Annotated in this window: 19 protein-coding genes; 10 read left to right on the forward strand and 9 right to left on the reverse strand. The window is 67.5% G+C overall.

Annotated elements, in window-relative coordinates:
• Positions 1–76: 76 nt before the first annotated feature.
• Complete coding sequence (locus tag ACSF9G_RS14405; RefSeq protein ID WP_436642775.1) at positions 77–559, forward strand: SRPBCC family protein; 483 nt, start codon at positions 77–79, stop codon at positions 557–559.
• Positions 560–598: 39 nt separating this feature from the next.
• Here ACSF9G_RS14405 and ACSF9G_RS14410 read toward each other — a convergent pair whose 3' ends face one another.
• Positions 599–1,297 carry a winged helix-turn-helix transcriptional regulator gene (locus ACSF9G_RS14410; RefSeq protein ID WP_436642776.1) on the reverse strand — a complete coding sequence of 233 codons (699 nt, stop codon included), beginning with the start codon at positions 1,295–1,297 and terminating at the stop codon, positions 599–601.
• 227 nt (positions 1,298–1,524) lie between these two features.
• Here ACSF9G_RS14410 and ACSF9G_RS14415 point away from each other — a divergent pair, with 227 nt between their 5' ends.
• The gene (locus ACSF9G_RS14415; protein ID WP_436642777.1) at positions 1,525–1,749 is read left to right on the forward strand and encodes a tautomerase family protein; all 225 of its coding nucleotides are present in this window, start codon (positions 1,525–1,527) and stop codon (positions 1,747–1,749) included.
• 211 nt (positions 1,750–1,960) lie between these two features.
• Positions 1,961–2,173 carry a YrhK family protein gene (locus ACSF9G_RS14420; RefSeq protein WP_436642778.1) on the forward strand — a complete coding sequence of 71 codons (213 nt, stop codon included), beginning with the start codon at positions 1,961–1,963 and terminating at the stop codon, positions 2,171–2,173.
• 9 nt (positions 2,174–2,182) lie between these two features.
• Here the strand turns inward: ACSF9G_RS14420 and ACSF9G_RS14425 are convergent, their stop codons facing one another.
• A complete protein-coding gene (locus tag ACSF9G_RS14425) occupies positions 2,183–2,554 on the reverse strand; it encodes a hypothetical protein (RefSeq protein ID WP_436642779.1) in 372 nt (123 codons plus the stop codon).
• 83 nt (positions 2,555–2,637) lie between these two features.
• Here ACSF9G_RS14425 and ACSF9G_RS14430 point away from each other — a divergent pair, with 83 nt between their 5' ends.
• Positions 2,638–4,173 (forward strand): MFS transporter, encoded by a 1,536-nt coding sequence (locus ACSF9G_RS14430; RefSeq protein WP_436642780.1) that lies wholly within the window; start codon positions 2,638–2,640, stop codon positions 4,171–4,173.
• Positions 4,174–4,220: 47 nt separating this feature from the next.
• On the opposite strand, the gene ACSF9G_RS14435 is transcribed toward ACSF9G_RS14430, so the two are convergent.
• Complete coding sequence (locus tag ACSF9G_RS14435; protein ID WP_436642781.1) at positions 4,221–5,690, reverse strand: aldehyde dehydrogenase family protein; 1,470 nt, start codon at positions 5,688–5,690, stop codon at positions 4,221–4,223.
• A 212-nt stretch (positions 5,691–5,902) separates the two neighbouring features.
• On the reverse strand, positions 5,903–6,475 hold the full coding sequence (locus ACSF9G_RS14440) for a TetR/AcrR family transcriptional regulator (protein WP_436642782.1): 573 nt from the start codon (positions 6,473–6,475) through the stop codon (positions 5,903–5,905).
• Positions 6,476–6,567: 92 nt separating this feature from the next.
• On the opposite strand from ACSF9G_RS14440, the gene ACSF9G_RS14445 reads away from it, so the two are divergent.
• Positions 6,568–7,359: a crotonase/enoyl-CoA hydratase family protein gene (locus ACSF9G_RS14445; RefSeq protein WP_436643261.1), complete on the forward strand. Its 792-nt coding sequence runs from the start codon at positions 6,568–6,570 to the stop codon at positions 7,357–7,359.
• 10 nt (positions 7,360–7,369) lie between these two features.
• Here the strand turns inward: ACSF9G_RS14445 and hppD are convergent, their stop codons facing one another.
• A complete protein-coding gene (hppD, locus tag ACSF9G_RS14450) occupies positions 7,370–8,488 on the reverse strand; it encodes a 4-hydroxyphenylpyruvate dioxygenase (protein WP_436642784.1) in 1,119 nt (372 codons plus the stop codon).
• Positions 8,489–8,652: 164 nt separating this feature from the next.
• Here hppD and ACSF9G_RS14455 point away from each other — a divergent pair, with 164 nt between their 5' ends.
• Together ACSF9G_RS14455 and ACSF9G_RS14460 are read left to right on the forward strand one after the other, a co-directional pair.
• The gene (locus ACSF9G_RS14455; RefSeq protein WP_436642785.1) at positions 8,653–9,117 is read left to right on the forward strand and encodes an Lrp/AsnC family transcriptional regulator; all 465 of its coding nucleotides are present in this window, start codon (positions 8,653–8,655) and stop codon (positions 9,115–9,117) included.
• Between the two features lie 9 nt (positions 9,118–9,126).
• Complete coding sequence (locus ACSF9G_RS14460; protein ID WP_436642786.1) at positions 9,127–9,876, forward strand: hypothetical protein; 750 nt, start codon at positions 9,127–9,129, stop codon at positions 9,874–9,876.
• A 40-nt stretch (positions 9,877–9,916) separates the two neighbouring features.
• Here ACSF9G_RS14460 and otnI read toward each other — a convergent pair whose 3' ends face one another.
• Positions 9,917–10,696, reverse strand: a complete 780-nt coding sequence (otnI, locus tag ACSF9G_RS14465) for a 2-oxo-tetronate isomerase (RefSeq protein ID WP_436642787.1) — start codon at positions 10,694–10,696, stop codon at positions 9,917–9,919.
• Between otnI and ACSF9G_RS14470 the strand changes: the two genes are divergently transcribed.
• The 3 genes from ACSF9G_RS14470 (at position 10,659) to ACSF9G_RS14480 (ending at position 13,349) form a co-directional block, all read left to right on the forward strand.
• Positions 10,659–11,429, forward strand: coding sequence for a mannan-binding lectin (locus tag ACSF9G_RS14470; protein ID WP_436642788.1), 771 nt, complete (start codon positions 10,659–10,661; stop codon positions 11,427–11,429). The genes otnI and ACSF9G_RS14470 overlap by 38 nt on opposite strands.
• Positions 11,430–11,796: 367 nt before the next feature.
• A complete protein-coding gene (locus ACSF9G_RS14475) occupies positions 11,797–12,780 on the forward strand; it encodes a zinc-dependent alcohol dehydrogenase family protein (protein WP_436643262.1) in 984 nt (327 codons plus the stop codon).
• Between the two features lie 110 nt (positions 12,781–12,890).
• Entirely contained in the window at positions 12,891–13,349 is a 459-nt protein-coding gene (locus tag ACSF9G_RS14480) for a GNAT family N-acetyltransferase (RefSeq protein WP_436642789.1), read from the forward strand.
• Between the two features lie 27 nt (positions 13,350–13,376).
• Here the strand turns inward: ACSF9G_RS14480 and ACSF9G_RS14485 are convergent, their stop codons facing one another.
• The 3 genes from ACSF9G_RS14485 to ACSF9G_RS14495 are packed head-to-tail and all read right to left on the reverse strand — an operon-like array spanning position 13,377 to position 15,664.
• On the reverse strand, positions 13,377–13,691 hold the full coding sequence (locus ACSF9G_RS14485; RefSeq protein ID WP_436642790.1) for an MliC family protein: 315 nt from the start codon (positions 13,689–13,691) through the stop codon (positions 13,377–13,379).
• 28 nt (positions 13,692–13,719) lie between these two features.
• Positions 13,720–14,031 carry an MliC family protein gene (locus ACSF9G_RS14490; protein ID WP_436642791.1) on the reverse strand — a complete coding sequence of 104 codons (312 nt, stop codon included), beginning with the start codon at positions 14,029–14,031 and terminating at the stop codon, positions 13,720–13,722.
• 55 nt (positions 14,032–14,086) lie between these two features.
• Complete coding sequence (locus ACSF9G_RS14495) at positions 14,087–15,664, reverse strand: bifunctional aminoglycoside phosphotransferase/ATP-binding protein (RefSeq protein WP_436642792.1); 1,578 nt, start codon at positions 15,662–15,664, stop codon at positions 14,087–14,089.
• Positions 15,665–15,668: the final 4 nt, after the last annotated feature.

A 15,668-nucleotide genomic window follows, 5' to 3' on the forward strand; every position in this document is an offset into this window, starting at 1 on the left:
GGCAGCGCACCATGTGGGAGCGCCGTCTCGATCGCCTTGATGCCTATGTGTTGCGGATGCAGGAGGAGAACAGCGAATGACGTCCCCCTTGTCGGCCCACGATCCCGAACGCGATCTCGTTCTGGAGCGCGATATCGACGTCCCGGTCGCCCTCGTCTGGAAGGCCTGGACGACACCGGCCCACCTGAAGCACTGGTTCGTCCCGAAGCCCTGGTCGCTCGCCTCCTGCGAGATCGATCTCAGGCCCGGCGGCGCCTTCAACACCGTCATGCGCTCGCCCGAAGGCGAGGAGTTCGCGAACCTCGGTTGCTATCTGGACGTCGTGCCGCAGGAACGGCTGATTTTCACCGATGCGCTGCTGCCCGGCTTTCGCCCCTCGCCGAAGCCCTTCTTCACCGGCGCCCTGCTGCTCAGCCCGACGGAGACCGGCACGCACTACAAGGCGATCGCCATCCACGGCAATCCGGAAACCCGCAAGCAGCACGAGGACATGGGATACCATGAGGGCTGGGGCACGGTGGTCGACCAGATGGTGGCCTACATCAAGGCGGAGATGTAGCCCGCCGCACCGGTCGCCACACCGCCGCGCGCGGGGCGCTCAGGCCACCAGCTTATCCACCTTGGCGAACGGGCTCAGGCCGAACCAGGTCGTGAGATTGCGCTCCAGACCGCGGCTGCCGGTGACCAGCAGCCGTCCGTCGGCCTTCGCCTTGTCGGCGCCGACATAGCCCATCCAGATCTCTGTCATGGTGCGCAGGTCGGTGGCCAGATAGAGGTCCACGTCGAAGCCCGGATCGACGGAGCACAGGTCGACGTCTGCGCCCTGCTGCACGATCAGCCACCAGTTGCGCCGGGCCTCCGGCTGGTCGCTGAAGATCACCTGGATGGTGCTTCGGGTATCTGGCATTGGCGAGGGGTCGATGTTGCGGCGCATGTCCCACATCAGCAGGCTGGGGTCGAGCTTCTCCAGCGACGCGTTCGTCTCGACCCATTTCTGCCCCCACACGCCGACGGCTTCGATCACCGGCTGCAGGTCGCGCCCGGCCGGCGTCAGGGCGTATTCCGAGACGGCCTCGCCGCCGCGCACCGGCCGGCGCTCGACGATGCCGGCGTCCTCCAGGTCCCTGAGCCGCTTCGACAGCAGCGCCGGCGACATGCGCGGCACCCCGCGGCGCAGCTCGTTGAACCGCGTCGATCCGGCGACCAGCTCGCGCAAAAGCACCATGGTCCAGCGGGTGCACAGGATTTCCGCTGCCATCGCGACCGGGCAAAACTGGTTGTAGCTGCCTTCCGCCATGTCCGTCTCCCTTGATGCGGCGCATCGGATGCAGCGCATCGAATGCGGCGCGACTGCCTGCCTCTGTCTCCGGAGCCTAGTGCGCCGGCTTTTCTTCTGCCAGTTCAGTTTCTGTACCGGGTCGATTCAGTTCGTGAACTGGCCGCTGGCGGGCGATCGGTGGGAGAGATTTCGTCCAGGCACCGCGGATCCTCCCGGTGCGAAGATGCAAGAGGAAGGGAAACACCATGCCGCTCGTCGATATCCAGCTGATCGAAGGCGTTTTCGACAAGGCCCAGAAGCAGGAGATGATCGCCAAGGTCACCGACGCGATGATCGAGATCGAAGGCGAGGCCATGCGCGGCGTCACCTGGGTGCGGGTGCACGAGGTTGCCAGCGGCGAATGGGGCATCGGCGGCAAGGGCATCACCGCCGACGACGTCAGGGCGATCCAGAGAAACGGCGGCGCCTGAGGCCGCGGGGCGGCCGCAATTCGGAGATGCCCGCCCGCCGCCTCAGCCCAAAGGCCCACAATCGGAAGCACCCGGCCGCCGCAATGGCGGCCGGGTTTTCCGTGGCGCGTCGCGCCTCCCGATTCACGCGAGGTGGTCCGGGCGTTTTGCCCCGGCGGCTGGGTCGCGCTAGCCTGCCTCGCGATCCCGTTCGCCGGAGGCATCGCGTCCCATGCCCCATCTCATCGCCAACCGGCCGCGCCTGTACGATCTGACCAGGGCGCATCCGAGCGCGCGCGACCAGTTCCGCTGGGAGGCGATCAACGCCGTCACCTACAAGCTCGGCGGGGTCGTCTTTCTCGCCGGCAGCGCGCTGTTCCTGCTCGGAGGCCTGTTCAACGACCGCCGCGCCTTCCTGGTGATCCGGCGCAAGCTGCGGGCGTGACGAGGCGCGTCACCCCCGCGGCCGCGCCGCCGTATCCACCACCCGCATCGTGCCGTCCGCCACCGCGAACGGCGCCCCGCCCGCCGTGAGCACGGCGCGGTCGGTGCCTTCGTGGAAGTCGAACATCGCGTTGAGCACGACGTCGTCGCGGCCCTGATACACGCGCGGCCGGTAGATGACGATGCCCATGCGCTGATCCAGCCGCTTGTAGACATAGGCCGCTTCGCCGACGCGCTGACCGCCCGCCGTTACATAGCAGTGGTCTTCGGTCTCGTAGGTGACGGTGTGCACGGAGATGTCGGTGAAGTCGCCGTGCTCGGAATGGTGCACGCCGGTCCATTCGATGCTGAGCCCCACAAGGGACTTGGGCGCGTCCATCATGGCAGCCTCCTCTCGCCGCTTGCCTTGTGGGGGCAAGGTAGCCCGGTTACGGTGCGTCATCAAAGATCTGAAGGCGGCGTACTATGGCGGACGCGCAGGACCGGCCTTACGACAAGCGGTGGCGGGCGCTCGTCGGGATCTCGATCCTGTGCTTCGTCGTGTTCGTCGATTTCACCGTCGTCAACACGATCCTGCCCGGCATCCAGCGCGACCTGCGGACAACCAACGACCAGCTGCAGTGGGTGATGAACGCCTTCTTCCTGATGCTGGTGGTGTTCATGGTCACGAACGGGCGGCTCGGCGACATCTACGGACGGCGCAAGGCGCTCTATCTCGGCGTCGTCGTCTTCGCCATCGCCTCGTTCGTGGCCGGGGCCGCGCCGAGCGCGGAGGTTCTGATCGCCTGTCGTTTCGTGCAGGGCATCTGCGGGGCCGCCCTTCTGACCTGTTCGATCGGCCTTGTGAACCACCATTTCCCCGAGGCCGAGCGGGGCCGGGCATTGGCGGTGTTCATGAGCGTCACGGGCTTCGGCATGGCCGTCGGCCCGCTGATCGGCGGCGTCCTGATGTCGGCGCTCTCGTGGCGCTGGGCCTTCTACGTCAACGTGCCGGTGGTGGTCGTCGGCTTCCTCGTCGCTTTCGATGCGGTGATCGAGACGCCGCCGCAGACCGGGGAAAAGGTGGACTGGCTCGGCCTCGCCTTCCTGACGCCGGGCATGGCGGGGCTCGTCGTCGCCATCATGAAGGCCAACGAATGGGGCTGGGCCTCACCGCTGTTCCTGGCGACGGCGGCGGCAGCGATCGTGTTGCTCGCCGTCTTTTTCGTCATCGAGCGGCGGGTGGCGTTCCCGATCATCGATTTCGCTCTGTTCGGCAACCGCGTGTTTCTGGCCTGCACGGTGGTGGCGTTGACGCTCGGCGGCTTCATCGGGCTCGGCAGCTTCATGGCGCCGCAATACCTGCAGACCGTGCGCGGCGAGGCGCCCTATGTCGCCGGCCTGATGCTTCTGCCGATCTCCGCACTGGTGGTGGTCGTGCCGCCGCTCATCGGCAGGCTGGCCGACGAGCACGGCCCGATGCGTTTCATCGCCCTCGGTCAGGTGGGGCTCGTTCTGTCGGCGCTGGCGCAGAGCTTCTTCGCGCCGGATAGCGCCGTGCCGTTCGTCTTGTTCGGCCTCGGCCTGTTCGGTCTCGGCTGGGGGCTGCAGCAGGCAACCGCGACGCTCGCCGCGACCGCGCCGTTCCCGACGGCGCGCGCGAGTGTCGTCATCGGCGTGCTCTATTCGATCTGGAATGTCGGCTCGAGCCTTGCCCTGGCCATCGGCGGGCTGATCTTCGAAGTGCTCGACAAGGCGAGCCTCGATGCCGCTCTCGCGGCCGAAGCCATCACCCTGACCGATGCCGACCGCCAGGTGGTGGCGAGCCTCCTGTCCGATCCGAGCCAGGCGACGACGGCGCTGGGGGCGCTGACGCCGGGCCTGGAGGAGAAGATCCTGCCGCTGTTCCGCGACGCTTTCATGGCCGGCTATCACGGCGCCATGTGGTACCTGTTGATCACCTGCGCGATCGGCGCGGTGCTGGTCCCGCTGATCGCGCGTGGCGGGGCGCGGTCGGCTTAGCGCCCAAAAGTGCGGCTTTCGCTGCCGCTGGCGTGGCGACGGCGCCTCTAGTCGTGCTTGAACACCACGGTCTTGGTGGTCGAGAACTCGTAGAGCGCGTCGAAGCCCTTTTCGCGGCCGTGGCCGGATTTCTTGCGCCCGCCGAAGGGCAGCTCGATGCCGCCGCCGGCGCCGTAGCAGTTGACGAAGACCTGGCCCACCTGAAGCGCCTTGGCGACGCGCATCTGGCGGCCGCCATCCGCCGTCCAAACGCCGGCGACGAGGCCGTAGTCGGAGGCATTGGCGAGCCGGATCGCATCGGCCTCGTCGTCGAACGGGATCGCCGACAGCACCGGGCCGAACACCTCTTCGCAGGCGAGCCGGTTCTCGCGCGGCACCGGGCCGAACAGGGCGGGCGCGGCATAGAAGCCGCCGGCCGGCGCGTCCGGGGCGATGCCGCCCTCGGCCAGGAGAGGGACGCCGTCCGATTTCGCCTGGGTGACGAAGCCGCTAACCCGGTCGCGCTGGCCGGCGTTGATCAGCGGACCGACGTCGAGATCGGCCTGGTGCGGCCCGGCCCGCAGGGTCGAGAACCGCGCGGCGAGGTCACTGGTGACGGCATCATAGATGCCCCGCTCGATCAGCACGCGGCTGCCCGCCGAGCAGGTCTGGCCGCCGTTCTGGATGATCGCCGCGACGACGATCGGCAGCGCCGCGTCGAGATCGGCGTCGGCGAACAGGATCTGCGGCGACTTGCCGCCGAGCTCCAGCGTCGCGCCGATGTGGTTCTTCGCCGCCGCCGCCTGCACCAGCGTGCCGACCTCCGGCGAGCCGGTGAACGACAGGAAGTCGATGCCCGGATGACCCGACAGCGCCGCGCCGGCCTCCTCGCCATAGCCGGTCACCACGTTGATCGCGCCGGCCGGGAAGCCCGCCTCGAGCGCCAGTTCGGTCAGGCGCAGCGGCGTCATGCAGGCATCCTCCGCCGGCTTGATCACCACCGCGTTGCCCATCGCCAGCGCCCCGCCGACCGAGCGGCCGAACATCTGGGCGGGATAGTTCCACGGGATGATGTGGCCGGTGACGCCGTGCGGCTCGCGCAGGGTCAGCGCCATGTGGCCGGGTAGGAAGGGCAGGGTGTCGCCGTGCAGCTTGTCGCAGGCGCCGGCGTAGAATTCGAAGTAGCGCGCCGCCGCGGCGATGTCGGCCTTGCCCTGGCGGGCCGGCTTGCCGGTGTCGCGGGACTCGAGCGCGGCCAGGTCGTCGAAGTGGTCGAGGATCGCCCGCGCGAGCGCCATCAGCAGCCGTCCGCGCTCGTGCGGGGGCATCGTGCCCCAGGCCCCGTCGAAGGCGGCCCGCGCAGCCGACACCGCCCGACTGACATCCGACGGACCCGACCGCGCAATCGACGCGAAGGCGACGCCGTCGGAGGGGCACAGCACCTCGATCGTGCGTCCGTCGGCGGCCGCCACCGTGTCGCCACCGATGATGTTGCCGTAGGCCTTGAGCCCGCTGTCGATCGTCGCCGCCACCGTCATGGACGTCCTCCCTCCCGGTCGTGTCACGGCGAGAGTAGGGCGGCGAACCGGACCGCTCAAGCAGGCAAAGGCACGAAAAAGAACAGGCGGCGCCGGCCGGCGCCGCCTGTCTCCGCCGGTTTCCGGCGTCCCCGTCCCGATCCAGAAAAGTCTTGGGTGTTTCGACTGTGAACTTCGTTGGTTAACGAGCAGTAAAGGCGCCTGCGCCGCCGCTACGGCCGGTGCGACACCAGGTCCCGCGCGGCCTCGCCCGCATCGATGACATAGGCGGGGTCGCGATGGATGAGCGCGCTGGCGAAGGCGCCTTCCATAAGCAGGCTCACCCGTCGCGCCAGTGTGTCGGACGCGGCGATGCCGTCGGCGGCGAACATGTCCGCCAGCCATTGCTCGAAGCGCTTCTTGTGGGCGGCACCGGCCTTGACGGCGGGGTGTCCGGGCATGGCCGCCAGTTCTCCGGCGGTGCGCAGGAAGCCGCAGCCGCGCCACTTCGGGTGCCTTGCCCCCTTGGCGACGCCCTCGAAGATCGCGAACACCTTGTCGGGCAGGGGGCCGTCGGTCTCGTCGAACCATTTCCGGAAGGTGTCGAGATTGGGCTGGTCGCGCGATGTCAGGTATTCGGTGACGAGGTCGTCCTTGCTCTTGAAGTGGTAGTAGAGCGTCTTCTTGGTGACGCCGGCCTTCTCCGCCACGGCATCGACGCTCACCGCCCGGATGCCCTGCGCATAGAAGAGCCGATTGGCGGCATTGAGAATGCGTTTCCTCGTTTCGGCGCTGTCGCGTGGCATTGTATGTATACCGACTAGTGAGTTTACAGGACACTATCCCGGCTCCAGCCTCCCGGCAAGTTTGTCAGGACCTGCAAGACGATGGAGATGTCATGTCCGAACTTGTGACCGTTGAAGCCCGAAATGAACTGGCCCTTGTGACGCTGAACCGTCCGGAGAAGCTCAACGCGCTCAACTACGCGCTGATCGACCGGCTGATGGCGGTGCTGGACAGTCTGGAAGCCGATCCGGCCGTCAGGGCTGTCATCCTGACCGGGGCGGGCGAGCGGGCCTTTTCCGCCGGAGGCGACATCCCCGAATTCGCCGGTAGCGTGGCGGCGGGCGTCGATGTCGCCGTCCGCGACTTCTGCCGCCGGGGCCAGGCGATGACGGCGCGTCTGGAGTCGTTTCCAAAGCCGGTGATCGCGGCGGTCAACGGCATCGCATACGGCGGCGGATGCGAAATCACCGAAGCGGCGCATCTGGCTGTCGCCAGTGAGCGCGCCATGTTCGCCAAGCCGGAAATCAACATCGGCATTCCGCCGACATTCGGCGGAACCCAGCGGCTGCCCCGTCTCGCCGGTCGCAAGCGCGCGCTGGAACTGTTGCTGACCGGCGACCCGTTCGGCCCTGAACGCGCCCGCGAGATCGGGCTGGTCAATCGCGTCGTGCCGCACGACGACCTGCTGCCCGGAGCCTTCGCCCTGGCGGGCCGCATACTGCGACACTCGTCGCTGGCCGCCGCGCGTATTATCACCGCGGTCACACGCGGCATCAACGCTACGATCGACGAGGGGCTGTTGATCGAGCGCGAACAGTTCGCCCGGATGGCGGCGACGGACGATGCGCGCGAGGGGCTCGATGCATGGATCGCCCGCCGCGCGCCCGTCTATTCGGGGCGATAGCGCCTGCCGCCTATTCCGCCGCGTCGGCCTTCAGCACGCCGCGGCGGATCTGGTCTTCCTCGATCGACTCGAACAGGGCGCGGAAGTTGCCTTCGCCGAAGCCGTCGTCGCCCTTGCGCTGGATGAACTCGAAGAAGATCGGCCCGATCACGGTCTTGGAGAAGATCTGCAGCAGGATGCGGGTCTCGCCGCCGTCGACCACGCCTTCGCCGTCGATCAGGATGCCGTGCGTCTTCAGGGCCTCGATCGGCTCCTGGTGCCCGTGCACGCGCTCGTGGCTCTTCTCGTAATAGGTATCCGGCGGGCCGGGCATGAACGTCACGCCGTTGTCGGCGAGCCTGTCGGTCGCGGCATAGATGTCCTCGGTGCCCACGGCGATGTGCTGGATGCCTTCACCCTTGTAATCCTTGAGATATTCCTCGATCTGGGAGTTTTCGTCGGCCGACTCGTTGATCGGGATGCGGATCTTGCCGCACGGGCTCGTCAGCGCCCGCGAGAACAGGCCGGTCAGCTTGCCCTCGATATCGAAGAAGCGGATCTGGCGGAAGTTGAACAGCGTGACGTAGTAGTCGAACCACGTGTCCATGTTGCCGCGCCGGACATTGTGGGTCAGGTGGTCGAGATAGTAGAAGCCGTGGCCCTCCGGCTTGGGATCGTCCGCGCCGAGCCAAGTGAAGTCCGCCGAATAGGGCGAGCCCTTCTCGCCATACGTGTCGACGAAATAGATCAGGCTGCCGCCGATGCCGCGGATCGCGGGGGCATCGAGCGTCTTTCCACCCTCCTCGCCCTCATAGGGCGTCGCACCGAGTTCGACCGCGCGCTTGAAGGTGTGCTGCGCGTCGACCACGCGCCAGGCCATCGACGGTGCGCACGGTCCGTGCGCCGCGACGAACTGCGCCGCGAAGCTGTCGGGATCGGCGTTGACGATGTAGTTGATGTCGCCCTGCCGGTAGACCCAGATGTCGCGCGTCTTGTGCTTGGCCACCGGCGAAAAGCCCATGCGCGCGAACAGGTCCTTCAGGACCGCGGCGTCGGGATGGGCGAATTCGACGAACTCGAAGCCGTCGGTGCCCATCGGATTGGTGTCGTCGATCCTGGCGGCCGGCGCGTCGTGCGGAAACGGACCCATGGCGATCTCCTCTCGCTGTCGCGGCCCTGTGCTGGCGGGGCAGCCGGGCCGATGCATGTTGCGGCGAGTATCGCGCATGCATCGCGCGAGGTGTTTGCATAATCGCCGGATATAACGCATTGTATGCATAGATCATGCATAAATAGGGGAAAGTACGCATAAGGATGGACCTCGACGCGACCGATCTGCGTATCCTCGACGCGCTGCAGGAGAAGGGCGACCTGACCAATCAGGGGCTCGCCGAGCGGGTGCATCTGTCCGCCTCGCAGATCTCCCGCCGGCGCGCGCGGCTCGAGCAGGACGGCGTCATCCGCCGCTACCGCGCCGAACTCGACGGGGAGCGACTGGGCCTGTCGACCGTCGTCTTCATCCATGTCACGCTGTCGCGCCACAACGCGGCCAATGCCCGCCGCTTCCGCGATCTCGCCTCGATGACGCCCGAGGTCCAGGAGGCCTATGCGCTGACCGGCGAGGCCGACTATCTCCTGAAGGTCGTGGTCGCGTCGCTCCCCGATCTCGCCCGCTTCGTCAACGACGTCCTGTTGCCGCACGAAAGCGTCAGTCAGGTACGCTCCGAGGTGGTGCTGGAGACTTTGTCGGAGCGACGGTCTTTACCGATTGTGGTTTAAGCGGTCGCCATGACCACGCCGATACTGATTCTCAGCGGCCTCGCCGCGCTCGCCTTCATCGCCGCCCATCTCTTCATAGGCCGCCTGGTCTTTCTCGAAGGCAGGCCGCGCCATGCGCTGCTGTCGTTTGCCGGCGGGGTGGCGGTCACCTACGTCTTCCTGCACGTGCTGCCGGAGCTCGCCGGCCACCAGCACACCTTCGCCCGCGAGCTGCACCTGAGCGACAGTGCGGCGGAAGCCTGGGTCTACCTGATCGCGCTCGCCGGCCTCGTCTTCTTCTTCGGGCTGGACAATGCCGCCCGCCGCTCCCGCGGCCGCCGTCTTGCCGCAACCGGCGAGAGCCGTCTCGAGCGCGAGGTGAAGGGGCTGCATCTCGCCTCGTTCTTCTTCTTCAACTTCCTGATCGGCTACCTGCTCCTGCACCGCGAGCAGGCGGGCTATTGGTCGCTGGCGATCTACGTGGTCGCCATGCTGCTGCACCTTTCGACCAGCGATTTCGGGCAGCGCCAGGAGCACCCGCAGGACTACGATTCGGAAACGCGTTGGGTCCTCGCCGCCGGCGTGTCCGTCGGCTGGCTCGTCGGCGCGCTTGATACGGAGGTGCCGCCGATCTTCATCGGCTTCCTGTTCGCGTTCCTCGCCGGCGGCGTTATCATGAACACGCTGAAGGAGGAACTGCCCGAGGACAAGGACAGCCGCTTCCTGCCCTTTGCCGCCGGGGCTGCGGCCTATGCGGCGCTGTTGCTGCTGATCCGCTAGACGCGCGCGTCTGCCGGCGAACCGATCCGCCTGGCGCGGATCACGCCCGGTACGGCTCGAACCAGTTCAGGCTCTCCGTCGTCCCGGCCGGCGGGCGGTATTCGCAGCCGATCCAGCCGGCATAGCCGAGACGCTCCAGTTCGGCGAACACATAGGGATAGTTGATCTCGCCGGTGCCGGGATCGGCGCGGTCCGGTGGGTTGGCGACCTGGATGTGCCGACTGATGTCGAGATAGTCGCGGATCGCGTGGATCAGGTCGCCGCGCGTGACCTGGCGGTGATAGAGGTCGAGTTGCAGGCGGACATGTGCCGATCCGACCGCCTCGATCACCCGGCGCCCCGCTTCCAGGTCTGAGAGGAAGTAGCCCGGATTGTCGCGCTGGTTGATCGGCTCGATCAGGATGGTGACGCCCCGCGCCGCCGCCGCGTCGCCCGCCTTCTTCAGATTGGAGACGTAGGTGTCCATCGCCGCGTCCGGGTCGATGTCCGGGCCCGGAATGCCGGCCATCGCGTGCAGCAGCGTGCAGTCGAGCGCCCCGGCATAGGTAAGCGCTGTATCCAGCGCGGCGTCGAAGTCCGCCTCGCGGCCGGGCATCGCGGCGAGGCCACGCTCGCCGGCCTCCCAGTGTCCCGGCGGCAGGTTGAACAGCGCCTGCGCCAGGCCGTTGTCGTCGAGCCGCGCGGCGATCTCTCCCGCTTCGAAGTCATAGGGGAACAGGAACTCGACGCCCTTGAAGCCCGCCTCCCGCGCCGCCGCGAAACGGTCGAGGAAGGGCAGCTCGGTGAACATCATCGACAGGTTAGCGGCAAAGCGCAGCATGGCGTTTCCTAGAGCTTGGCTATGTGTCGTGGCTGAAGCAGACGATCAAAGCAGGAAGCTCGTCAAGAGCAGGGCCGCCGACAGGATCGCCACGCGCGCCGGCGGTGCCCAGTCCGATTTTCGGCGCGGCAAGCATCGCGACGACGACCGGGCCGTGGAACCACGTCAGTCACCGCCCATGGCCGCGCCTGAGCGCGGGTTGCTCCTTGGAAGTCGCCAGGGTGACCATGGCGGATTCGGACAATCGGAACAGTCGGAGTCGGTCTTTCGTAACCCGATCCAGTCAAAGCTTCCGGGGATTCGCCGGTTGTCGGGAATCCCGGTCATACGAGAGCCGATTATGATTCATCGCCTGGCCGCCGCAATGGCGGCCGCTTTTTTCGTTGTCTCCGCCGCCGCCGCGCCGGCCCTGGCCAGGGACATCAACGCGGGTCCGATCTGGAACGATCACGACGCCCGAAACAAGTGTCCTTCGCTCTGCTCGGGTGCGGGCGGGGCCTGGAACGGAAGCTGGCACACCACGGTTCCGGGCCGGATGTCGGTTTGCAGCTGCCGGGTCGGCGGCGGCAGCGGCCGGCGCGAGGGGCGTAGCTTCGATGCGGGCCCGATCTGGAGCGACCAACAGGCCAGGAGCGTCTGCCCGGCGGTCTGCACGAGCCATAACCGGCGCTGGCGGGGAGAGTGGCGGACGACCGTTCCGGGTCGGATGTCGGAATGCACGTGCTACAGGTGAGCGATAGTACCCGCGACGATCGTCGCGGTATCGCGGGACCGGGGCTTCAGCCGTCGGTCCCGCGATACCATGGTTCTAGATGCTCACCGGACCGAGCGCGGCAACCATGGTGCCGACTAGCACGGCGAGAAGCGCGAATTGACGCATGTCCAGCATCGCGAGGTCCCTCCGTCTGGGTTCGAAACCCTGGTACGCAGTACCGGGACACCCCGCAGCCCCTCCATTGCACAGCGTAGGGCACTTGCGCTAACCGGTGTTGAACGAACTCGTCCGGAATTGCTTCAACTGCCGGGCGGTTTTGCTTCAAATGTCGCCGTTACGGAACCGAGCACGCAGACGGATTGTCGCCATGGCGGCTGAAGGCATGATGAAGGCAATGGTTCTGGAAGCGCCGGGCACGCCGCTCGTGATGCGAGAGCGGCCGATGCCGGAACCCGGCGTCGGCCAGGTCTTGGTCGCGGTCCGCGCCTGCGGCGTCTGCCGCACCGACCTGCATGTGGTCGACAACGAGCTGCCCGACATTGCCTATCCGATCGTGCCGGGGCATGAAGTCGTCGGCACGGTGGCCGCGCTTGGCGAGGGCGTCGCCGGCCTGTCGCTCGGCGATCGCATCGGCGTGCCCTGGCTCGGCTGGACCTGCGGCAAGTGCCGCTATTGCCGGTCGGGACGGGAGAACCTGTGCGACCGGGCCCGGTTCACCGGCTATCAGCTCGACGGCGGCTATGCCACGCACATGCTCGCCGATACGCGCTTCTGCTTCCCGCTTCCCGAAACCTTCGACGATCGGCACGCGGCGCCGCTCCTTTGCGCCGGCCTGATCGGCCATCGCGCCCACCGCATGGCCGGGGACGCGGAGACGATCGGCATCTACGGCTTCGGCGCCGCCGCCCACATCATGGCCCAGGTCGCCCGCCATCTCGGCCAGCGCGTCTTTGCCTTCACCCGGCCTGGCGACGCCGCCGCCCAGGACTTCGCCGCCGCGCTCGGCGCCGAATGGGTCGGCGATTCCGACAAGCCGGCGCCCGAGCCGCTCGATTCCGCCGTGATCTTCGCGCCCGTCGGCGCGCTGGTGCCGGCGGCGCTCGAAGCCGTTCGCAAGGGCGGAACCGTCGTTTGCGCCGGGATCCACATGAGCGATATCCCGTCCTTTCCCTATTCGATCCTGTGGGGCGAGCGGGTGGTGCGTTCCGTCGCCAACCTGACCCGCACCGACGGCGACGCGTTCCTCCGCATCGCTGCCGAGGTCCCCGTCGAGACGACCGTCGAGGCGGTCCCGCTGGAACAGGCCAACGATGCGCTGGCCCGCCTGCGCGACGGCCGGCTCACCGGTGCGGCGGTGCTGGTGCCGTAGAGCGTTTCGTGTGCCTTGCCCGAGGAGACGGCATCTCCGCGCGCAAAGACGTTCGCTCTCGATGATCCGATGGCGTAGCGTTGACGTCCTGCCACATCGAGGAGTCCTCCATGCCGCCGAAGTCCAGTGTCCGCGTCGTCCCTCTCGCCCCGGAGCACCGCGAGGACTGGGAACGGCTGTTCGCCGGATACGCCGCGTTCTACAAGGTCGCGCAGACTCCGCAGATGCGCGAGCGCGTCTGGCATTGGCTCTTCGATCCCGAGCATGAAGCCGAGGCGATCGTCGCCCTCGACGACGCCGGGCGCGCCATCGGGCTTGCCCACTATCAGGCCTTCGCCCGGCCGCTCGGCGCCAACACGGCCTGTTTCCTGAACGACCTGTTCGTCGATCCGCAGGCGCGCGGGTCCGGGGCGGCGGAAGCGCTGATGGTGGCGCTGCAGGAGATCTGCCGCCGGCGCGACTGGGCCGTCATCCGCTGGCTGACGGCGGAGGACAACTACCGTGCCCGCGCGTTTTACGACCGCATCGGTCGCAAGACGCCGTTCCTCGCGTATCAGATCGATGTCTGAGGCCACCCCGGCTTTGCGGCTACCGTGCTACTCGGCAACGCAGGGGAGCGGCTTGCTCATGCCGACGTGCCAGGAGGCCTGGTTGCCGCGGCCGCGCAGTTGGTATTTGCCGGACTTGTAGTGGAATCCATCGCCGCTCGGGACGGCCTGCATGGTCAGCGTCCCCAGATGGCTTGCCGACACCGTCGCGGTGCCGGCGTCGCTGTCGAAGGTGACGTGCAGCTTGAACCTGCCTTCGCAGCCATAGACCGCGCTGGTCTGGCCGGCCTGGCCCGGTTGTGGCAGGGCCAGGCACGCCACCGTGCCCGCGACCGCAAGCGCTAGACGTCGAACTGGTCCCATCCCGTCCTCCGGTTCGTTGCTGGCGTCGCTACTTCTCGGCCGTGCAGTTGATCGGCGCCATCCTGCCGACCTCCCACATCGCTTCGTCGCCCTTTCCGCGCAGTCCGTATTTGCCGTTCGTATAGTAGTAGCCCGAGCCCGACATGGCGATCGGCAGGGTGATCGGTTCCTGGCCTTCGATCGTCACGACGGCGGTGTTGGGCTCGGCGTCGTTGTCGAAGACCACGTTCAGCGTGAGATCGCCGTCGCAGTTGAACACGGCCTCGATCTCCTCGGCGCCGGCAAGCCGCGGAGCGGCGAGAACGACGAAAGCGGCAAGCACGAGGGGTATGCGGGGCATGGAAGTCTCCTTGTTCGAGGACCCGACGGGGTTCGAGGGCCCGACGGTCCCATGGTCAATTCGAGGGTATTGATAAATCGATAGCAAGGGCCTGGCTGGCGCGGGCGATCGCGTCCTCGCGTCCCCCGCCGGCATCGACGATTGTCCAGTCGATCGGACCGGTCTCGTAGGCGAGCTGACTTTTGACGATCTCGGCCGTGGCGTCGGAGGCATCGCCCGTCCGGTTTGTGACCCGCTGCATCATGCTTTCGGGACTTGCCTGAAGCCACAGGCCGTCGAACGCCACGCCGGCCGCGGTGGCGACGGCGCGGGCGGCATCGCGCTCGGCCGGCTTGGAATGGACGGCATCGAGGATCGCCCCGTGGCCGGCGGCAAGCGCCCGTGCCGCCCACGCCTCGATCTCGGCGTAGACCCGTGCACCGATCTCCGGCGCGTAGGCCTCGTCCGGCAGCCGTTCTGTTTCCCTGACGTCGAGCAGCACCTTGCGCATTATGTCGCTGCGCACCACCGCGGCGCCCGGCGCGGGGCCGATATGGGGCGCGACGGCATAGGCGATGGTGGTCTTTCCGCTGCCCGACAGCCCGCCGATGGCGACGAGCCGTGCCGGCGGCGGGTCGAGAAAGGCGCACGCGGCCTCGAACATGGTGCGCGCTTCCTCTTCGGCTGCCTGTCGCGCGTCGCCCTTCAGATGGGCCGCGCGCGGGGCCGCGACCTTGGCGCGGATCGCGGCGCGCATGGACAGAAAGAGCGGCAGCAGCGTCAGTCCGTCGAGATCGTCCGGATTGCGCCGATCGGCGAGCCAGCGGTTGAAGACCCGGTTCGCCGGGTCGCGCAGGCCGCGCTGCCACAGATCCATGATCAGGAAGGCGAGGTCGTAGAGGATGTCGATGGTGGCGAGCGTCTCGTCGAATTCGATGGCATCGAAGATGACGGGAGCGCCGTCGATCAGCGCCACGTTGCCCAGATGCAGGTCGCCATGACAGCGTCGTACCTGCCCCGCCGCCGCCCGCGACCGGATCAGGGGCGCGAGCCGGGAGAGCGCGTCGTCCGTGCGTGCGAGGAGATCGGCGACGGCTTTGGTGGCGAACAGGTCGGGATGCCCGGCGAATTCGGCGCAGTTCTCCCGGGCGACCCGGGCGACCTCGCCGGCTGGATCGGCGGGACGCACCACCGGCGCCCTGGCGTGCAAGTCGGCGACCCGTTCGGCCAACTCGTCGATCAGGTGGTTGTCCAGGCTGCCCGTCGCCGTCAGCTTGTCGAGCGTCTTCGTCTCGTCGAAACGGCGCATGTGCACCGCCCATTCGACCGGCACTCCCTTTCCGCCGAGCGCCAGCGTTCCGTCCGCCTCGCGCGTGATCGGCACGGTGCCGAGATAGAGGTCGGGCGCGGTCAGCCGGTTGACGGCGACCTCGCGCTCGCAGACCGCTTTCCTGCGATCCAGTGTCGAGAAGTCGAGGAAGGGGAAACGCACCGCGCGCTTGATCTTGTAGACCGCGTCACCGGCCAGGAAGACGATGGCCGCATGGGTGTCGATCCGCTCGACCGCGGCGATGCCGGTTCCATAGGTCGCCGGATCGGCCAGAAACGAGGCAACCTCGGCCTGACAGGCTTGGTCTTCGGTGGTGGCGGTCATCGCG

The sequence above is a fragment of the Microbaculum mangrovi genome (assembly GCF_051390635.1).
Classification (GTDB): Bacteria; Pseudomonadota; Alphaproteobacteria; order Rhizobiales; family Tepidamorphaceae; genus Microbaculum.

Excerpts from the sequence above, each read along its gene's own strand:
- ACSF9G_RS14420 (WP_436642778.1), top strand. The coding sequence starts at position 1,961 with ATGCCCCATCTCATCGCCAACCGGCCGCGCCTGTACGATCTGACCAGG.
- ACSF9G_RS14440 (WP_436642782.1), bottom strand. The coding sequence starts at position 6,475 with ATGCCACGCGACAGCGCCGAAACGAGGAAACGCATTCTCAATGCCGCC.
- ACSF9G_RS14495 (WP_436642792.1), bottom strand. The coding sequence starts at position 15,664 with ATGACCGCCACCACCGAAGACCAAGCCTGTCAGGCCGAGGTTGCCTCG.
- hppD (WP_436642784.1), bottom strand. The coding sequence starts at position 8,488 with ATGGGTCCGTTTCCGCACGACGCGCCGGCCGCCAGGATCGACGACACC.
- ACSF9G_RS14460 (WP_436642786.1), top strand. The coding sequence starts at position 9,127 with ATGACCACGCCGATACTGATTCTCAGCGGCCTCGCCGCGCTCGCCTTC.
- ACSF9G_RS14475 (WP_436643262.1), top strand. The coding sequence starts at position 11,797 with ATGAAGGCAATGGTTCTGGAAGCGCCGGGCACGCCGCTCGTGATGCGA.
- ACSF9G_RS14445 (WP_436643261.1), top strand. The coding sequence starts at position 6,568 with ATGTCCGAACTTGTGACCGTTGAAGCCCGAAATGAACTGGCCCTTGTG.
- ACSF9G_RS14430 (WP_436642780.1), top strand. The coding sequence starts at position 2,638 with ATGGCGGACGCGCAGGACCGGCCTTACGACAAGCGGTGGCGGGCGCTC.
- ACSF9G_RS14405 (WP_436642775.1), top strand. The coding sequence starts at position 77 with ATGACGTCCCCCTTGTCGGCCCACGATCCCGAACGCGATCTCGTTCTG.
- ACSF9G_RS14455 (WP_436642785.1), top strand. The coding sequence starts at position 8,653 with ATGGACCTCGACGCGACCGATCTGCGTATCCTCGACGCGCTGCAGGAG.
- ACSF9G_RS14425 (WP_436642779.1), bottom strand. The coding sequence starts at position 2,554 with ATGATGGACGCGCCCAAGTCCCTTGTGGGGCTCAGCATCGAATGGACC.
- ACSF9G_RS14435 (WP_436642781.1), bottom strand. The coding sequence starts at position 5,690 with ATGACGGTGGCGGCGACGATCGACAGCGGGCTCAAGGCCTACGGCAAC.
- otnI (WP_436642787.1), bottom strand. The coding sequence starts at position 10,696 with ATGCTGCGCTTTGCCGCTAACCTGTCGATGATGTTCACCGAGCTGCCC.
- ACSF9G_RS14415 (WP_436642777.1), top strand. The coding sequence starts at position 1,525 with ATGCCGCTCGTCGATATCCAGCTGATCGAAGGCGTTTTCGACAAGGCC.
- ACSF9G_RS14490 (WP_436642791.1), bottom strand. The coding sequence starts at position 14,031 with ATGCCCCGCATACCCCTCGTGCTTGCCGCTTTCGTCGTTCTCGCCGCT.
- ACSF9G_RS14410 (WP_436642776.1), bottom strand. The coding sequence starts at position 1,297 with ATGGCGGAAGGCAGCTACAACCAGTTTTGCCCGGTCGCGATGGCAGCG.
- ACSF9G_RS14485 (WP_436642790.1), bottom strand. The coding sequence starts at position 13,691 with ATGGGACCAGTTCGACGTCTAGCGCTTGCGGTCGCGGGCACGGTGGCG.
- ACSF9G_RS14480 (WP_436642789.1), top strand. The coding sequence starts at position 12,891 with ATGCCGCCGAAGTCCAGTGTCCGCGTCGTCCCTCTCGCCCCGGAGCAC.